19 protein-coding genes are annotated in these 18,627 nt (G+C 67.3%); 9 read left to right on the top strand and 10 right to left on the bottom strand.

The genetic code is table 11. The features are described from left to right. The first annotated feature begins 151 nt into the window (after positions 1 to 151). Entirely contained in the window at positions 152 to 1,675 is a 1,524-nt protein-coding gene (locus AC07NY_RS06465) for an argininosuccinate lyase (RefSeq protein ID WP_494582618.1), read from the top strand. Between the two features lie 16 nt (positions 1,676 to 1,691). On the opposite strand, the gene AC07NY_RS06460 is transcribed toward AC07NY_RS06465, so the two are convergent. Continuing rightward, on the bottom strand, positions 1,692 to 2,204 hold the full coding sequence (locus AC07NY_RS06460) for an NUDIX domain-containing protein (protein ID WP_494582616.1): 513 nt from the start codon (positions 2,202 to 2,204) through the stop codon (positions 1,692 to 1,694). Between the two features lie 332 nt (positions 2,205 to 2,536). Here AC07NY_RS06460 and AC07NY_RS06455 point away from each other — a divergent pair, with 332 nt between their 5' ends. Both AC07NY_RS06455 and AC07NY_RS06450 read left to right on the top strand, forming a co-directional pair. Next, complete coding sequence (locus tag AC07NY_RS06455; RefSeq protein ID WP_494582615.1) at positions 2,537 to 3,430, top strand: metallophosphoesterase family protein; 894 nt, start codon at positions 2,537 to 2,539, stop codon at positions 3,428 to 3,430. Between the two features lie 83 nt (positions 3,431 to 3,513). Next, complete coding sequence (locus tag AC07NY_RS06450) at positions 3,514 to 4,149, top strand: hypothetical protein (protein ID WP_494582613.1); 636 nt, start codon at positions 3,514 to 3,516, stop codon at positions 4,147 to 4,149. An 11-nt stretch (positions 4,150 to 4,160) separates the two neighbouring features. On the opposite strand, the gene AC07NY_RS06445 is transcribed toward AC07NY_RS06450, so the two are convergent. Together AC07NY_RS06445 and AC07NY_RS06440 are read right to left on the bottom strand one after the other, a co-directional pair. After that, positions 4,161 to 4,907, bottom strand: a complete 747-nt coding sequence (locus AC07NY_RS06445; RefSeq protein ID WP_133562802.1) for a glucose 1-dehydrogenase — start codon at positions 4,905 to 4,907, stop codon at positions 4,161 to 4,163. A 104-nt stretch (positions 4,908 to 5,011) separates the two neighbouring features. Beyond that, entirely contained in the window at positions 5,012 to 6,820 is a 1,809-nt protein-coding gene (locus tag AC07NY_RS06440; protein ID WP_494582611.1) for an ABC-F family ATP-binding cassette domain-containing protein, read from the bottom strand. Between the two features lie 309 nt (positions 6,821 to 7,129). Between AC07NY_RS06440 and AC07NY_RS06435 the strand changes: the two genes are divergently transcribed. Beyond that, the gene (locus AC07NY_RS06435) at positions 7,130 to 7,468 is read left to right on the top strand and encodes a hypothetical protein (RefSeq protein ID WP_494582609.1); all 339 of its coding nucleotides are present in this window, start codon (positions 7,130 to 7,132) and stop codon (positions 7,466 to 7,468) included. 5 nt (positions 7,469 to 7,473) lie between these two features. Here the strand turns inward: AC07NY_RS06435 and AC07NY_RS06430 are convergent, their stop codons facing one another. From AC07NY_RS06430 to AC07NY_RS06415, 4 genes are all read right to left on the bottom strand, one after another. After that, the gene (locus AC07NY_RS06430) at positions 7,474 to 8,520 is read right to left on the bottom strand and encodes an acyltransferase family protein (protein WP_494582607.1); all 1,047 of its coding nucleotides are present in this window, start codon (positions 8,518 to 8,520) and stop codon (positions 7,474 to 7,476) included. Positions 8,521 to 8,551: 31 nt separating this feature from the next. Further along, positions 8,552 to 9,556 carry a glucokinase gene (locus AC07NY_RS06425; protein WP_494582605.1) on the bottom strand — a complete coding sequence of 335 codons (1,005 nt, stop codon included), beginning with the start codon at positions 9,554 to 9,556 and terminating at the stop codon, positions 8,552 to 8,554. Then, on the bottom strand, positions 9,556 to 10,335 hold the full coding sequence (otnI, locus tag AC07NY_RS06420) for a 2-oxo-tetronate isomerase (protein ID WP_494582603.1): 780 nt from the start codon (positions 10,333 to 10,335) through the stop codon (positions 9,556 to 9,558). The genes AC07NY_RS06425 and otnI overlap by 1 nt, the downstream gene beginning before the upstream one ends. A gap of 114 nt (positions 10,336 to 10,449) precedes the next feature. Beyond that, a complete protein-coding gene (locus tag AC07NY_RS06415) occupies positions 10,450 to 11,427 on the bottom strand; it encodes a hypothetical protein (protein WP_494582601.1) in 978 nt (325 codons plus the stop codon). Between the two features lie 178 nt (positions 11,428 to 11,605). Here AC07NY_RS06415 and AC07NY_RS06410 point away from each other — a divergent pair, with 178 nt between their 5' ends. Beyond that, the gene (locus tag AC07NY_RS06410; RefSeq protein ID WP_492284872.1) at positions 11,606 to 11,998 is read left to right on the top strand and encodes a hypothetical protein; all 393 of its coding nucleotides are present in this window, start codon (positions 11,606 to 11,608) and stop codon (positions 11,996 to 11,998) included. A gap of 9 nt (positions 11,999 to 12,007) precedes the next feature. On the opposite strand, the gene AC07NY_RS06405 is transcribed toward AC07NY_RS06410, so the two are convergent. Both AC07NY_RS06405 and mdoH read right to left on the bottom strand, forming a co-directional pair. Then, entirely contained in the window at positions 12,008 to 12,766 is a 759-nt protein-coding gene (locus AC07NY_RS06405; RefSeq protein ID WP_494582600.1) for an FkbM family methyltransferase, read from the bottom strand. After that, positions 12,763 to 14,577, bottom strand: a complete 1,815-nt coding sequence (mdoH, locus tag AC07NY_RS06400) for a glucans biosynthesis glucosyltransferase MdoH (protein ID WP_494582598.1) — start codon at positions 14,575 to 14,577, stop codon at positions 12,763 to 12,765. The genes AC07NY_RS06405 and mdoH overlap by 4 nt, the downstream gene beginning before the upstream one ends. Before the next feature lie 54 nt (positions 14,578 to 14,631). Between mdoH and AC07NY_RS06395 the strand changes: the two genes are divergently transcribed. Genes AC07NY_RS06395 through AC07NY_RS06380 form a run of 4 tightly spaced genes read left to right on the top strand, consistent with a single transcriptional unit; the run spans position 14,632 to position 17,989 of the window. Further along, on the top strand, positions 14,632 to 15,651 hold the full coding sequence (locus AC07NY_RS06395; RefSeq protein WP_494582596.1) for a zinc-dependent alcohol dehydrogenase: 1,020 nt from the start codon (positions 14,632 to 14,634) through the stop codon (positions 15,649 to 15,651). A gap of 36 nt (positions 15,652 to 15,687) precedes the next feature. Further along, the gene (locus AC07NY_RS06390; RefSeq protein WP_494582594.1) at positions 15,688 to 16,089 is read left to right on the top strand and encodes a 6-pyruvoyl trahydropterin synthase family protein; all 402 of its coding nucleotides are present in this window, start codon (positions 15,688 to 15,690) and stop codon (positions 16,087 to 16,089) included. After that, the gene (locus AC07NY_RS06385; protein ID WP_494582592.1) at positions 16,086 to 17,150 is read left to right on the top strand and encodes a glycosyltransferase; all 1,065 of its coding nucleotides are present in this window, start codon (positions 16,086 to 16,088) and stop codon (positions 17,148 to 17,150) included. Before AC07NY_RS06390 ends, AC07NY_RS06385 begins: the two co-directional genes overlap by 4 nt. Beyond that, positions 17,150 to 17,989: an SAM-dependent methyltransferase gene (locus AC07NY_RS06380; RefSeq protein WP_494582591.1), complete on the top strand. Its 840-nt coding sequence runs from the start codon at positions 17,150 to 17,152 to the stop codon at positions 17,987 to 17,989. Before AC07NY_RS06385 ends, AC07NY_RS06380 begins: the two co-directional genes overlap by 1 nt. Before the next feature lie 7 nt (positions 17,990 to 17,996). On the opposite strand, the gene AC07NY_RS06375 is transcribed toward AC07NY_RS06380, so the two are convergent. Then, positions 17,997 to 18,560: a cytochrome b gene (locus AC07NY_RS06375; protein WP_494582589.1), complete on the bottom strand. Its 564-nt coding sequence runs from the start codon at positions 18,558 to 18,560 to the stop codon at positions 17,997 to 17,999. Positions 18,561 to 18,627 lie beyond the last annotated feature (67 nt).

The raw sequence follows: 18,627 nt of genomic DNA, 5'->3' as shown, positions 1-18,627 counted from the left end.
AGCAGAGCATCCGAGCGGCGTCCATCGATCTTGTGTCGATCCCTTACAGAGACTTGCTCGCCTTGCCGGATTGGTCTCAACTCCGGTCTCCAGCGGGGGAACAGATCACGGAAGCCGAAGGCGATCTCGCCTGTCGGAGCGGAGGAAGCGGATGCCCGGATTGAAGCCACTCGCCCCTGCCCTTCTTCTGGCGGCGATCTGCCTGCCCGCGTTCGCCCAGCAACCGGCCCCGCCCAAGGAGACTGTCCGCGACGAATTCTTCTGGCTCGGCGAGATCAACAAGGCGAGCACGGTCATCAATGCCGAGCAGGGCCTGCTCGACCGGGCGCTGGCGCCGAAACTGGCGCAGGGCATCGCCAAGGTTATCGAGGCTGGCAACCAGCCCGGCGCGAGGCGGCCTTCGACCGTCATCACCTTCGAGCCGCTGATGATCAAGGAAGCCGGGGTCGAGGTCACGCTCATCCATGCCGGCCGTTCCAGCCAGGACATGCACGCGACCTACAGGGCTGCGATCATGCGCGACCGGCTCCTGACGCTCGCCGGTGAGCTCAACCGCGCGACACGGACCATGGTCGAGCTCGCCGCGGCCCATCGCGACACGATCGTGCCCAACTACACCAACGGCGTCGCCGCCCAGCCCAACAGCTACGGCCATTACCTGCTCGGCCTCGTCGCCGGGCTCGATCGCGACGCGCAGCGCATCCGCGAGACTTATGCCCGCGTCGATCGCTCGCCGATGGGCACGACCGTGCTCAACGGCACGAGCTGGCCGCTCGATCGCCAGCGCATGGCGGATTATCTCGGCTTCACCGGCCTCGTCGAGAACGCCTATGACGCCTCGCAGATCGCGGCTGCCGACCTGCCCGTGGAGGTCGGCGGCATCGTCACCGGCATCGCCCTGCATGTCGGCGGCTTCATCGAGGACGTGATGACGCAATACGCGCAGTCGCGGCCCTGGATCATCTTGCGTGAGGGCGGCGGCAACACCTATGTCTCCAGCGCCATGCCGCAGAAGCGCAATCCGGGCCTGCTGAACGGCACGCGCGAGGACGCCTCGACCGCGCTCTCCCTGGCCATCGGGCCGGTCTTCAGGGCCCATAACATTCCGCCCGGCATGCCCGACGCCAAGGACGCCAAGACCAACAGCGCCATGGTCGACAGCGCGGCCAAGTCGCTGCAAGGCCTCGACCGCATCCTGAAGGCCCTCGCCATCGACCCCGAGCGCGCGCTTGAAGAGCTCAACAGCGACTGGACAGCCTCGCAGGAACTCGCCGACGTGCTGATGCGGAAATACAAATTGCCCTTCCGCGCCGGCCACCATTTCGCGTCGGAGGTCGTGGACTACGCCAAGCTCAACAACATCAAGCCGACCGATTTTCCCTATGCGCAAGCGCAGGCGATCTACCGCAAAGCGGCGCCGGAGATGGGGCTCGCCGCAGCCGATCTGCCGATGAGCGAGGCCGAGTTCCGCTCGACGCTCGATCCCCTGGCGATCATCCGGAACCGCGCGACCTCGGGCGGTCCGCAGCCGGCCGAGATGGACCGGATGCTGGCGGAGGCCAGGCAGCGCCTCGACCGGCAAGATACCTGGGTCAAGGAGCAGCGCGGGAAGATAGCGGCGGGGCTTGCCAAGCTCGACGCCGATTTCGGCACATTGGCGAAAAGCGCGAACTGAACGCGGGCCAGCCGCCTCACCAATCCGTCGCAGGCGGCTGCCCGGAGACAACCTCCGCAAGCCGCCGCCGCGTGGCCGGCGTCGTCCCCTCCGGCAGGTGGTCCAGCGGAAAGAAGCCGGCTTCGGCGATCTCGCGATCGGGCTGTTTCGCATGCGCGATCGAAAACGAGCGGACGACGAAGAGCGCGACATGATCGCGCCGCGAGATGCGTCGGTTCAGGAAGAGGCCATGCAGACTGGGGCGCTCACCGAGGACGACGCCGGCCTCCTCCGACAGCTCCCGCTCCAGCGCCTCCAGCATCGTCTCGCCGACCTCGACGCCGCCGCCCGGCAGATACCAGCCGGGAATATAGGTATGGCGCACCAGACAGACCTCGCCGCGCTCGTTCAGCACGACGGCGCGCACGCCGAAGGTCATGCCCCGCGCGAAGCGGAAATAGATATGCAGCAGCCGGCTGAGCAGGCGCTGCCCAAGCGAGCGCGGCTTCTCCAGATCGATCTCGGCTGGTGGGGGCGTCGCTGATTGCATCCGATCGAGTCTCAAGGGCGAGTTAATTGTCTATGCAAAAACCGCATGACGGACCGTCAAGTACATCAGTTGTTCTGCCACAAACGCGCCCCAAATGAGGCAGATATCGCTGCCCAACCACAGGACACCAGGACCATGCTGCTCTCTTTCATCATCGCTCGCTTCAAGGCCAAGCCGGCCTATGTCTGGAAGCCCGCCGTCACCATGACCGATTCCCGCATCGTGTCGGAACTGACCGGCGCCGCCAACTAAGGTCTTCGGACCCTTCCGCAGTCCAGGCGCGCCATCGGCGCGCTTGACTGACGGCCTCCTGCGGGGGCAAGCGCTAGAGCGTGTTCAAGCTCGCGCATCTGTCCGACCCGCATCTTGGCCCGCTCGCCGGGTTTTCGCTGCATCAGCTCTTTGGCAAGCGCGCGACCGGTTACGTCAACTGGCGTCGCAAGCGCAGGCACGCCCATGACATGGATATCCTGGCGCGCATCATCGCCGATATCCACGCGCATGCGCCCGACCATGTCGCCTGTACCGGCGATGTCGCGCATATCGGCCTGCCCGACGAATTCAAGACCGCCATCGCCTTCCTCGACGAGCTCGGCCCGCGCGAGAAGGTCAGCTTCGTGCCGGGCAATCACGATGCCTATGCGCGCTCGTCATTGAAGCCGCTGGCAGGGCTGCTCGCCCCCTGGATCGTCGATGACGAGGGCAAGGCCGGTTACCCCTGGTATCGCCGCCGCGGGCCCGTCGCGCTGATCGGCGTCAATAGCGGCGTGCCCACCTTGCCGCTGATGGCCACAGGCCGCGTCGGCAGCGAGCAGATCGCCCGGACCGAGGGGCTGCTGGACCGCGCCCGCGACGAAGGCTTGATCCGCGTCGTGCTGATCCATCACCCGCCCTATACCGGCGGCGCCAAGCGCGGCCGCGAGCTGGTCGATGCCGCCGCTTTCGAGGCCATGCTGAAGCGCAAGGGCGCCGATCTCGTGCTGCACGGCCATAATCATAGCTTCTCGCTGGCCTGGCGGCCGGGCCTGCGTCGCGACGTACCGATCGTCGGCGTGCCCTCGGCCTCGATCGGCCCGCGCGGCCATGGCGAGCTCGGCACCTGGCACCTGTTCCGCATCGAGGGCGACGCGGCCCAGCCGCGGATCACGCTGGAGCAGCGCGGCTTCGAGCCGGACGGCACCGTCATCCTCCGCCAGGAGATCGCGCTGCACACAAAACCCGTCTGACGCGATGCCGCGTGGTTTCCGAAGCGCCGTTTACCGGTCTTTCACGGGCTGCGCCTAGGATTCCCTTGCGGAAGGAATGCGCCATGTTCGCTGGGACGCTCGGCAGAAGCCAGTTCTTCGTCAGATCCTGCCTGGTCGGCATCACCGAAGCCGTCCTGCTCATCCTCTGCGTCGCCCTGCAATACGAGGCGTTCCTCGGCCCTCCCGGAGAAGGGCGACACCGGCTTGCGGCGACCACCTTCCTGGTCAGCGCCTTCTTCGGCTTCAAGCGCATCGGCTACGCCATCCGCCGCAATCGCGATGCCGGCGGCGGCGATATCTTCCCCGGCCTCTATGCCATCGGCATCTGCACGGCGCTCGTCCTGCAGACCCAGGCGCTGATCGTGCGGACGAATGACAGCCCGTTCAACAGCACGACATATGCCGGGATTCTCGCCTTCATCCTGATCGGCATGTGGCTCTACCTGCTGTTCGCAGCCTCCGCTCCAGGCGCCACAGCCGCGAGCAGCACGTTTTCCTCAGGCTTCAGCCGCGCCAGCGAGGACGACACGGCCGCCGCCCCCTCCCATCTCTCGCTCGCCATGGAACAGGCGATCGCCGGCACCAAGCCGATTCCGGCGGCCCCAGTGCCGCCCCGGCCGCAAGGCTTCCTCGGATCGGTCCGGCGGCCCCCGCCGCCGCCCCAGCGAACCCAGTTCGGCCGGCGCGGCGTCAAGTAATCCGTCTGCGATCAGACGCAGCGGCCGCCGTCGACGGCCAGCACCGAACCCGTCACCATGTCGGCCTCGTCCGAGCACAGGAAGAGCGCCGCATTGGCGATATCCTGCGGCGTCGAGAAGCGGCCCCACGGGATCGAGGCCGTGAACTGCGCGCGGCGCTCCGGCGTGTCCTCGCCCATGAAAGTGGCGAGCAGCGGCGTCTCGCCCGCGACCGGCGCGATCGCGTTGACGCGGATCTTGTCCGGCGCGAGCTCGACCGCCATCGACTGCGAAATCAGGTTCGCCGCGCCCTTCGAGCCGTTGTACCAGGTCAAGCCCGGACGCGGGCGCACACCGGCCGTCGAGCCGATGTTCAGGATCACGCCGCCGCCATGCTGCCGGAAATGCGGCACTGTCGCGCGCGCCATCAGATAGATCGATTTCACGTTCACCGCGAAGATCCGGTCGAACTCCTCCTCGGTCACCTCGGTCATCGGCTTGTTGCGATGGGTGGTGCCGGCATTGTTCACGACGATGTCGAGCCGCCCGACCTTGGCCAGGATCTTCTCGACCGCCTTGTCGACGCTCTTGGCCTTGCCGACATCGCAGGTCACGGCGAAAGCCTTGCGGCCGATCGCCTTGGCGGCTTCCTTGGCCTTGTCGCCATTGATGTCCAGCACCGCGACGCGCGCGCCCTCGCGCACGAAGGTCTCGGCGATGCCGAAGCCGAACCCTTGCGCTGCGCCGGTCACCAGCGCGGTCTTGCCCTTCAGTCTCATGGTCGCTCCTCGTGCTCTGCGATTGCGCGATGTTTGAAACGATTGAGCGCCCCGGTAAATGCGCTTTCGTGCGCAGGCCGATACGGAAATCGAATGGCGGGACCTTAGGCCCCGATCTCCTCGCGCAGCATCTCCAGCTCCAGCCAGCGCTCCTCGGCCTCGCCGATCTCGCGCGCGACCTCCTCCAGCCGCGCCGTCGCCTTGGCGAAGAGCTTCGGATCGCGCGTGTAGAGATCGCCGGCGACCGCCGTGTTGAGCTTCGCGGCCTCGGCCTGCAAGGCGTCGATCTTCTTCGGCAGCGTCTCCAGCGCATGCTTCTCGTTGAAGGAGAGCTTGCGCTTGGAGGCGGATGCGGCCGGCACCGACGCTGCAGCCTTGGGCGCAGCGGGCGCCGCCTTCTCGACAGGCCGTGCCTTCGCCCCGACACCGCGGCCGCGCTGCGCCAGCATGTCGGAATAGCCGCCGGCGAACTCCGTCCAAACGCCATCGCCATCCGAGATCAGCACGGAGGAGACGACGCGGTCGATGAAGTCGCGATCATGGCTGACCAGCAGCACCGTGCCCTGATAATCCGCGAGCAGCTCCTGCAGCAGGTCGAGCGTCTCGAGGTCGAGATCGTTGGTCGGCTCGTCCAGCACCAGCAGGTTCGAGGGCTTGGCCAGCGCCCGCGCCAGCATCAGCCGCCCGCGCTCGCCGCCCGAGAGAGCGCCGACCGGCGTGCCACGCTGGATCGGCTGGAACAGGAAGTCCTTCATATAGGAGATCACATGGCGCGGCTGGCCGCCGACCATGACCTGGTCCGAGCCGCCGCCGGTCAGGACGTCGCCGAGCGGCGTTTCCGGATCGAGGCTTTCGCGACGCTGGTCGAGCGTCACCATTTCCAGCGCCGTGCCGAGTTTCACCTTGCCGGAATCGGGCTTGAGTGCCCCGGTCAGCAGGTTGATCAGCGTGGTCTTGCCGGCGCCGTTCGGCCCGACGATGCCGATCCGGTCGCCGCGCGCGACGCGCAGCGACAGGTTCTTGGCGATGGTGTTGTCGCCATAGGCCTTGGCGACATCGATCGCCTCGATGACGAGCTTGCCGGAGGCCTGCGCCTCGCTCGCCTCCAGCCGGACATTGCCCTGCGCCGCGCGGGCCGTGCGGCGCTGGTCGCGCAAGGCATGCAGCTCGCCGAGCCGGCGCTGGTTGCGGGTGCGCCGGGCGCTGACGCCATAGCGCAGCCAGTCCTCCTCGCGGGCGATCTTGCGGTCGAGCTTGTGGCGATCAAGCTCCTCCTGCGCCAGGACCTCGTCGCGCCAGGCCTCGAACTCGCCGAAGCCTCTCTCGGCTCGCCGGGTTACCCCGCGGTCGAGCCAGATCGTTGCGCGCGAGAGCGAGGTCAGGAAGCGCCGGTCGTGGCTGATCAGCACCATGGCCGAGCGCAGCGACTTCAATTCCTGCTCCAGCCATTCGATGACGGGCAGGTCGAGATGGTTGGTCGGCTCGTCCAGCAGCAGGATATCCGGCTCCGGCGCCAACACCCGCGCCAGCGCCGTACGGCGCGATTCGCCGCCGGACATCGTGGCGGGATCTTCTTCACCGGTCAGGCCGAGTTCCGTGATGAGATATTGCGCGCGATAGGCGTCGTCACCCGGCCCCAGACCAGCCTCGACATAGGCGAGCGACGTCTTGTAGCCGGTGAAATCCGGCTCCTGCGGCAGGTAGCGGATGGTCGAGCCCGGCTGCACGAAGCGCTCGGCATGGTCCGGCTCGACGAGCCCCGCCGCGATCTTGAGCAGCGTCGACTTGCCCGAGCCGTTGCGGCCGACGAGGCAGACGCGTTCCCCCGCCGAGACCGCGATCTCGGCGGCTTCGAGCAAGGGCTGTCCGCCGAAGGTGAGCGCGACGTCGCGCAGATGCAGCAAGGGGGCCATGATCCGTCCTGTGTTCGGCCTGCGGGATAGACCGCCACCGCTCCGCTGTCACGCCCACAGGGAACCACCTTTGTCATTCCGGGGCTTCGCGCAGCGAAGAACCCGGAACCCACGACTGGGTGAGCCGGCGGCAACGAGACGAATTATGTTTCACCCAGTCGTGGGTTCCGGGTTCACGCCCTTGGCGTGCCCCGGAATGACAAGCGTGTAGCTCAAAGCCAATGCGGTCGCGTGCGATGGCACAGCCCTTGCCAGCCCCCTCCCGCCCCTTATCGTGATCGGGATCGAGCCCTGATGAGTCCAAGAGCGATGCCCAGCGAACGCCCGATCGGAATCGGTCATAATGGCGGCCCGCCGCTGAAGGAGCGCAAGCGCCGCGCTGCCACGGGTTCCGGCCAGATCGGCCGCTATTTCGACTGGCGCTTCGCCCATCGCAAGGCCTGGAAGAAGCCCCGCGAGATCGCGCTCCGGCGCGAGGAGAAGGCCTCGGCGCTGGGCCTGACCTATGAGGAATATGCGCTCGAGATCATGGAGCGCGGCTATTTCCCGCAGCCGGAGCATGTCGAGACGATCAAGTCGAAGCGGGCCCAGCGCCGCAAGGATGGCGGCGTGGTCGGTCAATCGCTCAAGGGCATGAAGCTGAGCTGAGCCGCCTAGCTGCCGAGCCAGCGCCGGGCCAGGCGTGTCGCCGGCTTCTCGAAGAAGCGGTAGAGCAGCAGCGCCGCGATCACGGAACCGGCCAGCGCCAGCGCGATATAGAGCGCCGGCGAATACAATCCGAGCCGCAGCACGATCTCGCGCATCCCGCGGATCACAAAGGGATGGACGAGATAGAGCGCATAGGAAGCGTCCCCCACCGCGGCCAGAGCCTTCACAGGCGGAAGCGGCATGATGCCCTCGCGGCCGCAGCCGGCAGCGAGCATCAGGAGCACAGCCGCCCCTCCCCGCCACAACACGCTGCTCCACGGCCCATCCGTGCCCGGCAAATGGGCAGCGGCGATCAATAGCGCGGCACCGGCCAACGCGACGGCGATCCGCATCGCCCCATGCAATCGCAAGCCCTTTTGCCGGAGGATGGCAATCCCCATCCCCGCCGCGAATTCGAGCACGATCGGCTGGCCCCAGAAACCGAAGGGCAGCGAGAGCGGCCCCTTCAGACTCTCGACCGCGACCAGCAGCGCCAGCACGAGCGTGATCGCCGGCAAGGTCCAGCGCCGCGGCAGCATCAGCCCGGCGGCGAACAGGGCGTAGAACAGCATCTCGTAATTGAGCGTCCAACCCAGCGAATAGACCGGCTGGATGAAGCCTTGGGTCGAGATCACCGGCCAGAACAGGTATGAGCCGAGAACCTGCTGGAGGTTTGGCACGCCCGAATTGAGCACGGCCGGGACCGCGAACCCGACCAGCAGGAACAGTGTCGTCATCGCCCAGTAGAGCGGCACGATCCGCGCCAGCCGCCGCTTCAGGAACAAGCTGGAGGCGCCGTCCCGGCCGAACAGGTCCTGCGAGGCATGGACCATGATGAAGCCGGATACGACGAAGAAGATGTCGACGCCGGCCATCCAGGGCAGGAGATCGCTGCGCGTGAAGCCCAGGCCCGCGCGGGCGGCGACGACGGCCGCATCCGGCTGGACATGGTGGATCGCGACCATGAAGGCCGCGAGCGCGCGCAGGACCTGGATCGAATGGATGGGCTGCACGCGGACCTATGCGACGTGGTGAGAAGGCCGCTCAGCCAAACCACAGCCGCTTGGGATCGTCGAGCCCGAAGCGATGCAGATTGGCGGCGATCGCAGCCAGCCCCTGCTCGGCCGCGTCCGTCGCGGTGATGACATGCAGCGCGAAACGCTCCGCCAGTTCCTCCATCGGCGGCTTGCCGGCGAAGGCCGTGCGAATCGCCGTCTTGTCCGCGAGCGGCAGCAGATGCGGCGCGATGCCGCCTGCGATGTAGACGCCGCCCGTCGCCTTGAAGACGAGCGCGAGATCGCCGGCAACGCGCCCCAGCAGGCGCCAGAAGCAGACGACGGCCATCAGCGCCGCCGGATCGCCGTCATGGGCGAGACGGGAGACATCGGCAGCGCTGACCTCCGCCTCCAGCATGCCGGAGGTCCGGGCCACGGCCTTGTGCAGGCGCACCAGCCCGTCGCCGCTCAGGAGATGCTCGACGGTGAGGCGTGGAATCCCCTCGCTCAACGCCGGCCAGATCTTCTGCTCGGTCTGGTCCTCCGGGCCGATGCCGATATGGCCGGATTCGGTGGGGATCAGCATGCCGCGCTCCCCCCGCATCAGCAGGGCCGCCGCGCCGAAGCCGGTCCCCGGCCCCAGCACCAGCTTGACGCCTTCAGGCTCGGGATCGCCCTCGACCAATGTCGAGAGATCACCCGGCTTCAGCACGGCGAGCGAGGCCGAAAGCGCTTCGAAATCATTGACCATCAATCCCTGGGTGAGGCCGAGCGCACCCGCGATCCGCGGCCCATCGAGATGCCAGACCGCATTGGTCAACTGCGCCTGCCGGCCATCGAGCGGGCCGGCCACCGCGAGCACGGCGGATCGGGGCTTCTCCGGCAGCTCGGCGAGCACGGATGCAAAGGCGGCTTCAGCCGTCGGATGGCTCCCGGTCCCGATCCGTGCCAGCGGCCGATGCGCGCAGTCGGCATCGCTTACCAGCGACAGGCGGCAATTGGTGCCGCCGATATCGGCGACCAGCACCGGATAGGAGATCGAGGGCGGGCGCATCAGAGCGGCTTCCGCCACGGCGCGAACCAGCCGAGGCCTTCAAGGGTGCTGGCCTCCGGACGGTACTCGCAGCCGACGAAGCCGTCATAGCCGAGGCCGTCGAGCTCGTTGAACAGCGTCGGATAGTCCGGCCCCGAGGCATCGGGCTCATGCCGGCCGTTGGCGCGGGCGATCTGGACATGGCCGACGAGCGGATAGAGCGCCTTCAGTCGTGCCGAGACGTCGCCATGGATCAATTCGCAATGATACATGTCGAATTGCAGCCGGACATTCGGCCGGCCGGATTCGCGAACATAAGCCGCCGCCTGATCGAAATCGTTGAGGAAATAGCCCGGCATGTCCTTGCCGTTGATTGGCTCCAGCAGGAGGTCGATGCCCTGCTCGCCAAGCTTGTCGGCGGCATAGGCGAGCGAGGCCCGATAGGTCTTCTGCGCGACGGGATCGTTCGGGTCGGCGAGCCCCGCCATCATGTGCAGGCGCTTGACGCCGGTCTCGTGCACATAGGACAGCGCGGTGTCGACCGAGGCCCTGAATTCGTCCTCGCGGCCCGCCAGCGAGGCGATACCGCGCTCGCCCTTGGCGAAATCGCCGGGCGGCAGATTGTAGAGCGCCTGCGTCAGATTGCCGCCCGCCAGAGCGAGCCCGACCTGTTCGGGCGTATGCTCATAGGGAAAGAGGAACTCCACCGCCTCGAACCCCGCCTCGGCGGCCGCCTTGAAGCGATCGAGGAATTCCCATTCGGTGAACATCATCGACAGGTTGGCGGCAAAACGCGGCATGGGTCTCTCTGCAGGCTGGGCGGTATCGGTCGCCGCAGGCTAAACCGATGCGCCCGCCGCGTCATGGCCAAACGCGACAGAAAGGCAATGCGTTCCGCTGCGGCCGGCCGAGCCTCACTTCTTCTCCGGCTTCGACGGCGGGTTGGGATCGGTCGAGAAGCGGCGGAACACCATGTCGGGCGAAGACGTGTTGTGGCGCGAATGCGTCGTACGCCCCATCCAGATATCGGTCGCCTTGCCGCCGGGATAGGACATCAGCGCCTCCTCGCGCCAACCCTTGGCGCCGGGCTCGCGCAGCGCGATACGCGCGACGTCGTTGTTGAACTCGGTGACATACATCGAGCGCAGCGCCAGGAAGCCCTTGCCGCCGGTCACCGGCTTGTCGAGCACGGCATCGAGCACCATCCGGTTCTCGTCGACGCTGTCGAGCTTGAGGCTGCCGGACGAGCCGTCCTTGAAGTTCAGTTTGAAGGTCAGCGTCTTCGGATCGAACTCGATCTCCTTGATGTTCACGACCGGGCGTCCTTCCTGCTCGATCGGCCCGAACAGGAAGGAGGAACCATAGGAGGAGAAGCCGAGATGCTCCGGCGGCAGCGGCCGGGCGCGCCAGTTGCCGTCCTGCGGGTAGACGACGAGCACCTCGTGGGACTTGTCCTTGCCGAGCTTCCAGAGCTGGACAAGATGCAGGCCCTTCTCGACGCGGTCGCCGACGCGGAAGGTCGCCTCGGCCGGGCGCCAGAAGCTCGGGAAGGTGTAGCCGACCAGCCAGTAATCGATCGATTCGTAGAAGGTGACGCGGCGCGGCGGCGTCGGCGGCGCGAAGGACGGATCGCCCTTCATGTCGCAATTCGTCCAGTCGGCATCCCAGTTGTCGCGCACGAGGCCGGCGACATAGGCCGGATGCGCCGCCTCGATCTGGAAGCGCCGGACTTCGGGCGAGACCGCCTTGATCGTGACGTTGTCCTTCTCGGCGCAGAGCACCGGTTCGGATTCGTTCTTCACCTCGACGGCCACCTCGCCTGCTGCCCGCGCGACCGTCAGCGAGGCAAGGAGAGCGAGCGAAACCGCGAGAGGGCGAAGCAGGCTGGTCATGATAGTCCTTGGTAAGGTTTCGGAAACAGCTTGAGCGCGCCTGGATGAACCGTGGCTGACCAGACTGGGGCAAGAGCATGGCATGCCGCGACAACGAGCCAGCTTCCGGCAGTCGGCGCAGCACTGCTACGAACCAAAGACGCAGAAGTTCCCATCTCCGCAACCGACGGAGCGATCGATGCAGCCGCTGCTTTTGGGCGCCGGGGTGGTGATGGCGTTGACGGCGCTGGTCCATTCGGTCGTCGGCGAGATCCTGATCTTCCGGCAACTGCGCAGGGGCGGCATCGTTCCGACCGAAGGCGGCCCGCTGCTTCGGGAACGCCATGTCAGAATCCTCTGGGCGAGCTGGCACCTCGTCAGCATCCTCGGCTGGGCGCTCGCCGCGATCCTGATCGCGATGGCACAGGCGCCGGCCACGCCTCTGCCGAACGCATGGCTGTTGAAGGTCGCGATCGCGGCGTCGCTGGCAGGTTCGGCGCTGGTGCTGTTCGCGACGCGCGGGCGCCACCCCGGCTGGTTCAGCCTGCTGGTCGCCGCGATCCTGGCCTGGCTCGGCGGCAGCAGCTTCTGAAGCCGCGGTTCAGCCCGCCAGGATGGCGTAGACATCGCCGGAATTGGCCTCATGCGGCAGGCTGCGCAGGTGATCGCCCATCGCCTCGGCACTCGCCGGCTCCGCGAGCTCGAGCACCTGGCTCTCTCCGATCGCGACATTGAAGCGATAGGGTCCGAGCGTCTCCAGCAGGACGAGGCAGGCCTCGGCGACATCGCGCTGGATCGTCGTGAACTCGAAGGAGATCACCGGCACCGCCTTGGTCAGCCCGGCCAGCACATGCGCCTCGAAACCCTCGACATCGATCTTGAGCAGCTTCGGCAGGCCGTAGCGCTGGATCAACCGGTCGAGCGTCGTGCAGGGCACGGTGATCTCATGATCCCAGACCTGCCCCTCCCAGCCTCCGGCCCCCGCAGCGGCACCGATGAAGGCAGCCGAGGCGGTCGAAACGGTGGGGTTGTCGCTGTTGATCCGGAGCGCGATCGAGCCCTCATGGTCGCCGCAGGCGGCCTCCACCAGCGTCACCAGCGGATCGCGCCGGTGGATCAGGCGGATGACGCGGGCAGGGCCAGGCTGCGGCTCCAGCGCGACGACACGCGCGCCAAGCCTGCGGAAGGAGGAGATGCGGTCGCCGACATGGGCGCCGATATCGAAAGCGAGATCGCCCGGCTTCAGGAACGCTCCGTAGAGCCGGTCCATCGCCGCGTTACGCTCCTTGTCACCGTGATAGATGCGCAGCGAGCGCGACAGCGCCTTCACCGTGCCCTTGGGATAGGTGACGGCGTTCATGCCGCCTCCCTGTCGCGGATCGCGGCAAGCACCGGCGGCAGGTCGAAATCCTCGGGGATGCCGCAGAGCCCGCGCCGCGCCAGCCAGGCACCGCAAGCCGGCGCGGCCGTCAGCATCGCGAAGGGGATCGCCAGCACATAGCCCGCGGTCAGCGGCAGCGACCAGACCAGCACCGCCGGCGCCATGATGCCCAGCGTGACGAAAAGATAGGCGCCGAACAGCAGATGCGGCCACAGGCCGGCGAAGGCCGTTGAGAAGGACAGGGCATGGGCATCGCGCGCCTGCCCGTTCCAGCCGATCTTCGCCCGCCCGAAGGCGAGCCCGATCATGAACAGCGTCGTCCGGAAGCTCGACACCGCTCCTTGCAGGAAGGCGAAGACGAGTTCGATCGCGGCCGAGACCAGGAACCGCGCCTTGCCGCCATAGCGCGCGACGCCGCCCCGCGTCAGCAGGATATCGGCAAAGCCGGCAAGCTTCGGCGAGAGATACATCGCGAGGAACAGAAGATAGAGCCCGGCGGCCAGCACCACCGGGTAATCGGCGATCCCGCGATCCTCGAACACCTTCAGCGGCAAGAGCGCGATCATCAGCGTCCAGGCCGGCAGGCCGAGAAACATCAGGATTGCCCAGACCAGCTGGAAGCGGCTCATCGGCTTGAGGCCGGGAATGTCGAGCAGCTTGAGATATTGCAGATTGCCGAGGCACCAGCGCAGGTCGCGCGTGGCGAATTCCAGCATGGTCGGCGGGTTCTCTTCCCAGCTTCCGCCCTCGACCGGCAGCACGCGTACCTCGTAGCCGGCGCGGCGCATCAGGGTCGCCTCGACCTGATCATGGCTCATCACCGCGCCACCCAGGGGCGGGCCACCCGGCAGCACCGGCAGATGGCAATGATCGCGGAACGGCGCGATCCGAACCAGCGCGTTATGGCCCCAGAACGGCCCGCAATCGCCGCCCCACCAGGCCGAGCCCATGGTGTAGGGGCGCATGCCGTGGCGCATGCCGAACTGGAAGATGCGTGCGAAGGCCGAACGGCTGGGCATGCCGACCACGAGACTCTGCAGGATTCCGAGCTTCGGATGGGCTTGCATCATTCGGGCCATCCCGAGGATCGTCTCGCCCGCCATGACGCTGTCGGCATCGAGCGGCAGCATCAATTCGTAGCGCTCGCCCCAGCGCTCGCAGAAATCGCGGAGATTGCCGGCCTTGAACCCGGCATTGTCGCTGCGACGGCGATAGGTCAATCGCGTCGTGTCGCCGAGTTCGCGTGCCCAGGCCTCGGCTAGCCTTTCCTCGGCTTCGGCAACCGTCGGATCGTTGGTGTCCGACAGCACGAAATAATCGAACCAGGCGCCTTCGCCGGTCGCATCGAGGCTGTCCTTGACGACCTTGAGGCGGCGGAAGGCACGCGCCGGATCCTCGTTGCGTAGCGTCATCAGGACGGCGGTGCGCAGGGTGAGCGGCATCGCCTCTTCGCTGGCCGCAGCAAACGGCGCGACATCGGCAAGCCCGTCCGCCTTGCCGTGCAAAAGCCAGAGCCCGATCGCGGCATTCCAGAAACCGAGCACGGTCCAAGGCGCGCCGAACAGGAAGGCGACGAAGATCGCGACATCCGCGACGCTCCAGCCGCCTGCCGCGAGCACGCGAGCAAGCCCGGCGAGCAGCAGGGCCAGCGTGACGAGATTCAGGACAAGGACGAGGAACCGCCGGCGGCGCAGCGCCGTTTCCGCCTGCAGCCCGGCCGGGGTCAGACCGTTCGGCCCGGCCTCTTGCGCCGCCCGCCGGAACGTGGTCGGAGCGGAACGCTGGTTCATGGCGGTCTCTGTCATGGTAGGCAGACAGGCTCGGACGGACGGGATCGGACGCGAATGGCGCGGGAGCTAAAGCCTGCAACACCGATTGACGCAAGGACCAAGGCTCTTGCGCTTTGGTATACAGCCTCCCGTGAATGCAACCTGAACGAGGTCACCCTGCCCGCGCTTGGGCCGGAGGACTGCCTGCTGACGACACTCTGGAGCGGCGTCAGCCGCGGCACCGAGCGGCTGGTCTGCGAGGGCCGCGTCCCCTGTTCCGAGCACGAGCGCATGCGCGCGCCCTTTCAGGAAGGCGACTTCCCGTTCCCCGTCAAATACGGCTATTGCGCCGTCGGCCGCGTCGATGCCGGCCCGCCGGACATGCTCGGCCGCGTCGCGTTCTGCCTGCATCCGCACCAGGACCGCTTCGTCGCCCCGCGCGACAGCCTCGTCCTCGTGCCCGATAGGGTGCCGGCCCGCCGCGCCATCCTCGCCGCCAATATGGAGACCGCTCTCAACGCCCATTGGGATGCCGGCTCCGGCCCCGCTGACAGGATCGTGATCGTGGGCGGCGGCGTGCTGGGCCTGCTCGTCGCCTGGCTGGCGGCCCGGTTGCCGGGAGCCGAGGTCACGCTCGTCGATGTCGAGCCTGGCCGGGCTGCGCTCACCGCCGAGTTGGGCTTCCATTTTGCCCTTCCCGACGCCGCGCCGCGCGATGCCGATCTCGTCTTCCACGCCAGCGCTACGGCGGCGGGTCTCGAAACCGCTATCGCGGCCGCGGGCACCGAGGCGCGGATCGTAGAGCTCAGCTGGTACGGCGATGGCGCCGTGCCTGCGCCACTTGGCGGCGCCTTCCATGCCCGCCGGCTTCAACTCGTCTCCTCGCAAGTCGGCCTGGTCTCGGCTTCACGCCGCCCCCGCTGGGATTATGCCCGCCGTTCGAAGGCCGCCATGGCCTTGCTCGCCGACGACAGGCTCGACGCGCTGATCACCGACGAGATCGCCTTCCGCGAATTGCCGCAGCGCCTGCCCGGCCTGCTCGCACCGGGCGCCGCTGGCCTGACCGCCGCGATTTGCTATGAAACGCAGCCCTGACCGGGCCGCATAACCAACCCATCTCCGGGAGATCGCATGTTTTCCGTCGAAGTCCGCGACCGCATCATGATCGGCCATTCCCTGCCCGATCCCTTCTTCGGTCCGGCGCAGAACATGCACGGCGCCACCTTCGTGGTCGATGTCGCCTTCTTCCGGGAGACGCTGAACAAGCAGAACGTCGTCGTCGATATCGGCGCCGCGCTCGACACCCTCGCCGAGACGCTGAAGCCACTGAAGTACCAGAACCTCGACGCCCTCCCGCAATTCGCGGGCGTGCTGACCACCACCGAATTCCTCTGCAAGCACATCTTCGACGCCATGGCTCAAGCCGCGAAATCGGGCGCGCTCGGCGCCGACGGCGCAGGGCTGGACAGGATTCGCGTCACCCTGCACGAGACCGACCTCGCCCGCGCCAGCTACGAGGGCACGCTCGCGTGAGCGGCATCGTCTTCGCCATCCCCGGCGACATCGATGCGCCCACAGGCGGCTACGGCTACGACCGGCGCCTCCTTAGCGAATGGCGCGAGGCGGGCATCAAGGCCCGCCATCTCGCGCTGCCCGGCTCGTTTCCGTTTCCGACTGAGGCCGACCTCGCGGTGACCGAGCAATTGCTCGCAGCGGCCGCACCCGACGACATCCTGCTCATCGACGGCCTCGCCTATGGCGCCTTCCCGGAGAAGCTTGCCGCCCGATTTGCGAACCGGCTTGTCGCACTGGTTCACCATCCATTGGCACTGGAGACCGGACACAGTCCGGCAGTAGCCGAGGCGCTGCGTCACAGCGAAACGCTGGCGCTGCGTCATGCACGCGCCGTCGCGACCTCCAGCCCCGCGACGAAGCTGACCCTGGCCGCGGAATTCGACGTCCCCGCCGGCAAGATCGCGGTCGCGATCCCCGGCACGGACCCGGCACCGCGCGCGAAGGGCTCCGGCCGCGGCGAGGCGCTGCACATCCTCGCCGTCGGCTCGCTGATCCCGCGCAAGGGTTACAACGGCCTCATCGCGGCGCTGACGGCCATCGCGGACCGCCCCTGGACCCTGACCATCGCCGGCACGCCCGATCACGCCCCCGCGACGGCAACGGAACTCCGCGACGGCATCGCGCGCGCCGGACTGGCGGAACGGATCTTGCTGACCGGAGGTATCGGGGCCGACAGGCTCGCGCAACTCTATGACGAAGCGGATCTTTTCGTGATGTCATCGCTCTATGAGGGTTACGGCATGGTGCTGACCGAGGCCCTGGCGCGCGGCCTGCCGATCGTCACCACGCTGAGCGGTGCCGGCGCCGAGGCCCTGCCTGATGCCGCAGCACTCAAGGTCCCGGCCGGCGACGCTGCGGCACTTGCCAAGGCCCTCGCAAGACTGATTGATGCGCCGGCAGAGCGTCGGCAGCGTGCCGATGCCGCGTGGGCCGCAGCCAGCGATTTGACGCGTTGGAGCGAGACCGCGCGCATCGTGGCGCAGGCCTGCGGGCGCGGCGACGGCCGAAAGGTGGGGTAATGGCTGGTTTCTCTCCGGAATGGCTCGCCTTGCGCGAGCCCGCAGATCACGCCGCGCGCAATCCGCAGGTTCTCGCGGCGGTCGGCAGCTATTTCGCCGACAAGGCCTCGCTCTCCGTCCTCGATCTCGGCTGCGGCGCCGGCTCCAACCTGCGCGCCAGCTACACCGCCCTTCCCGACCGCCAGCACTGGACGCTGGTCGACCACGATGCCGATCTCCTCGCCTTCGCCCGCGAGCGCCTCACCGAGTGGGCCGACGAGGCGCGCGAGCAGGGCGAGGAACTCGTGCTCGCCAAGGACGGCAAGACGCTCACGGTCGACACCCGCAAGGTCGACCTGAACAAGGACCTCGAATGGGTGCTGGGCTGGCAGCCCGATCTTGTCACAGCCGCCGCCCTCTTCGACCTCGCCTCGAAGCGCTGGATCGAGCGCTTCGTCGCAGCGCTCGCCAGCCAGCATCTGCCGCTCTACGCCGTGCTCACCCATGACGGCCGCGAGACCTGGCTGCCGGAACATCCGGCCGATCCCGGCATCCATGCCGCCTTCGTCGACCATCAGCACCGCGACAAGGGCTTTGGCCCCGCCGCCGGCCCCGATGCCTGCGAAATCATGGCGGAAGCTTTCCGCAAGTCGGGCTTCGCCATCTCCAGCGGCGACAGCAACTGGCTGCTTGATGCGAAGCGCCGGCCCTTGCAAGAGGCCTTGGCGGAAGGCATCGCCACAGCCGTCGGCGAAACCGGCCGCCTCGACCCGAAAACGATCACAGATTGGCTCAAGGCGCGCTGCAAGGCCGAGTCAGCCATGATCGGGCATCAGGACCTCTGGGCTCGGCCGATCTAGCAATCCGCTATTTCAGCCACGGCAGCATGCGCCGCATCACGCCGTCCTTGAGGATCAGGTAGTGGTGCAGCGCCGCGCCGATATGCATCAGCGCGAGCGCGCCGATCGCCAGCGCGAGCTTGCCGTGGATGTCGAGCACGCGCTTGGCCGCCTCCTCGTTGGGCTTGGCCAGCGCCGGCAGGTCGAACAGGTCGAAGATCGTCAGCGCCGGAAACAGCGAAACGCCGATCCAGCCCAGCAGCGGCACGACGAGCAGCAAGCCGTAGAGGAGCCAGTGCACCAGATGCGAGGCCGCCTTCTGCCACCAGGCCAGCGTCGGCTCGTCCGGCGGCGCGCCGTGCAGCAGGCGATAGGCGAGCCGGCCGGCGGTCAGCCAGAGCAGCAGGAAACCGACGAGCTTATGGGCGCTGTAGAGCCCGTTCGTCAGCCCATCCCAGATATTCAGGACATTGCCGCGATAGCTCATCGCGAGCCCGACGGGGATCATCGCGAAGACCGCGACCACCGTGATCCAGTGCAGCGTCCGGGCAAGCGGGCTGTAGGTACGAGTTGCCGGCATCTCGCCTTGCATCGGAAAGCCTCCTCACCTGCTGCCGGGGCGATATTCATCTCACGTTCAAGCGCATGCGCCCATAGGA

This window comes from Allobosea sp. GW821-FHT09G06 (assembly GCF_059416005.1).
Note: the sequence above shows the minus strand (reverse complement) of the source record. Positions and strands in the feature narration are given on the sequence as shown.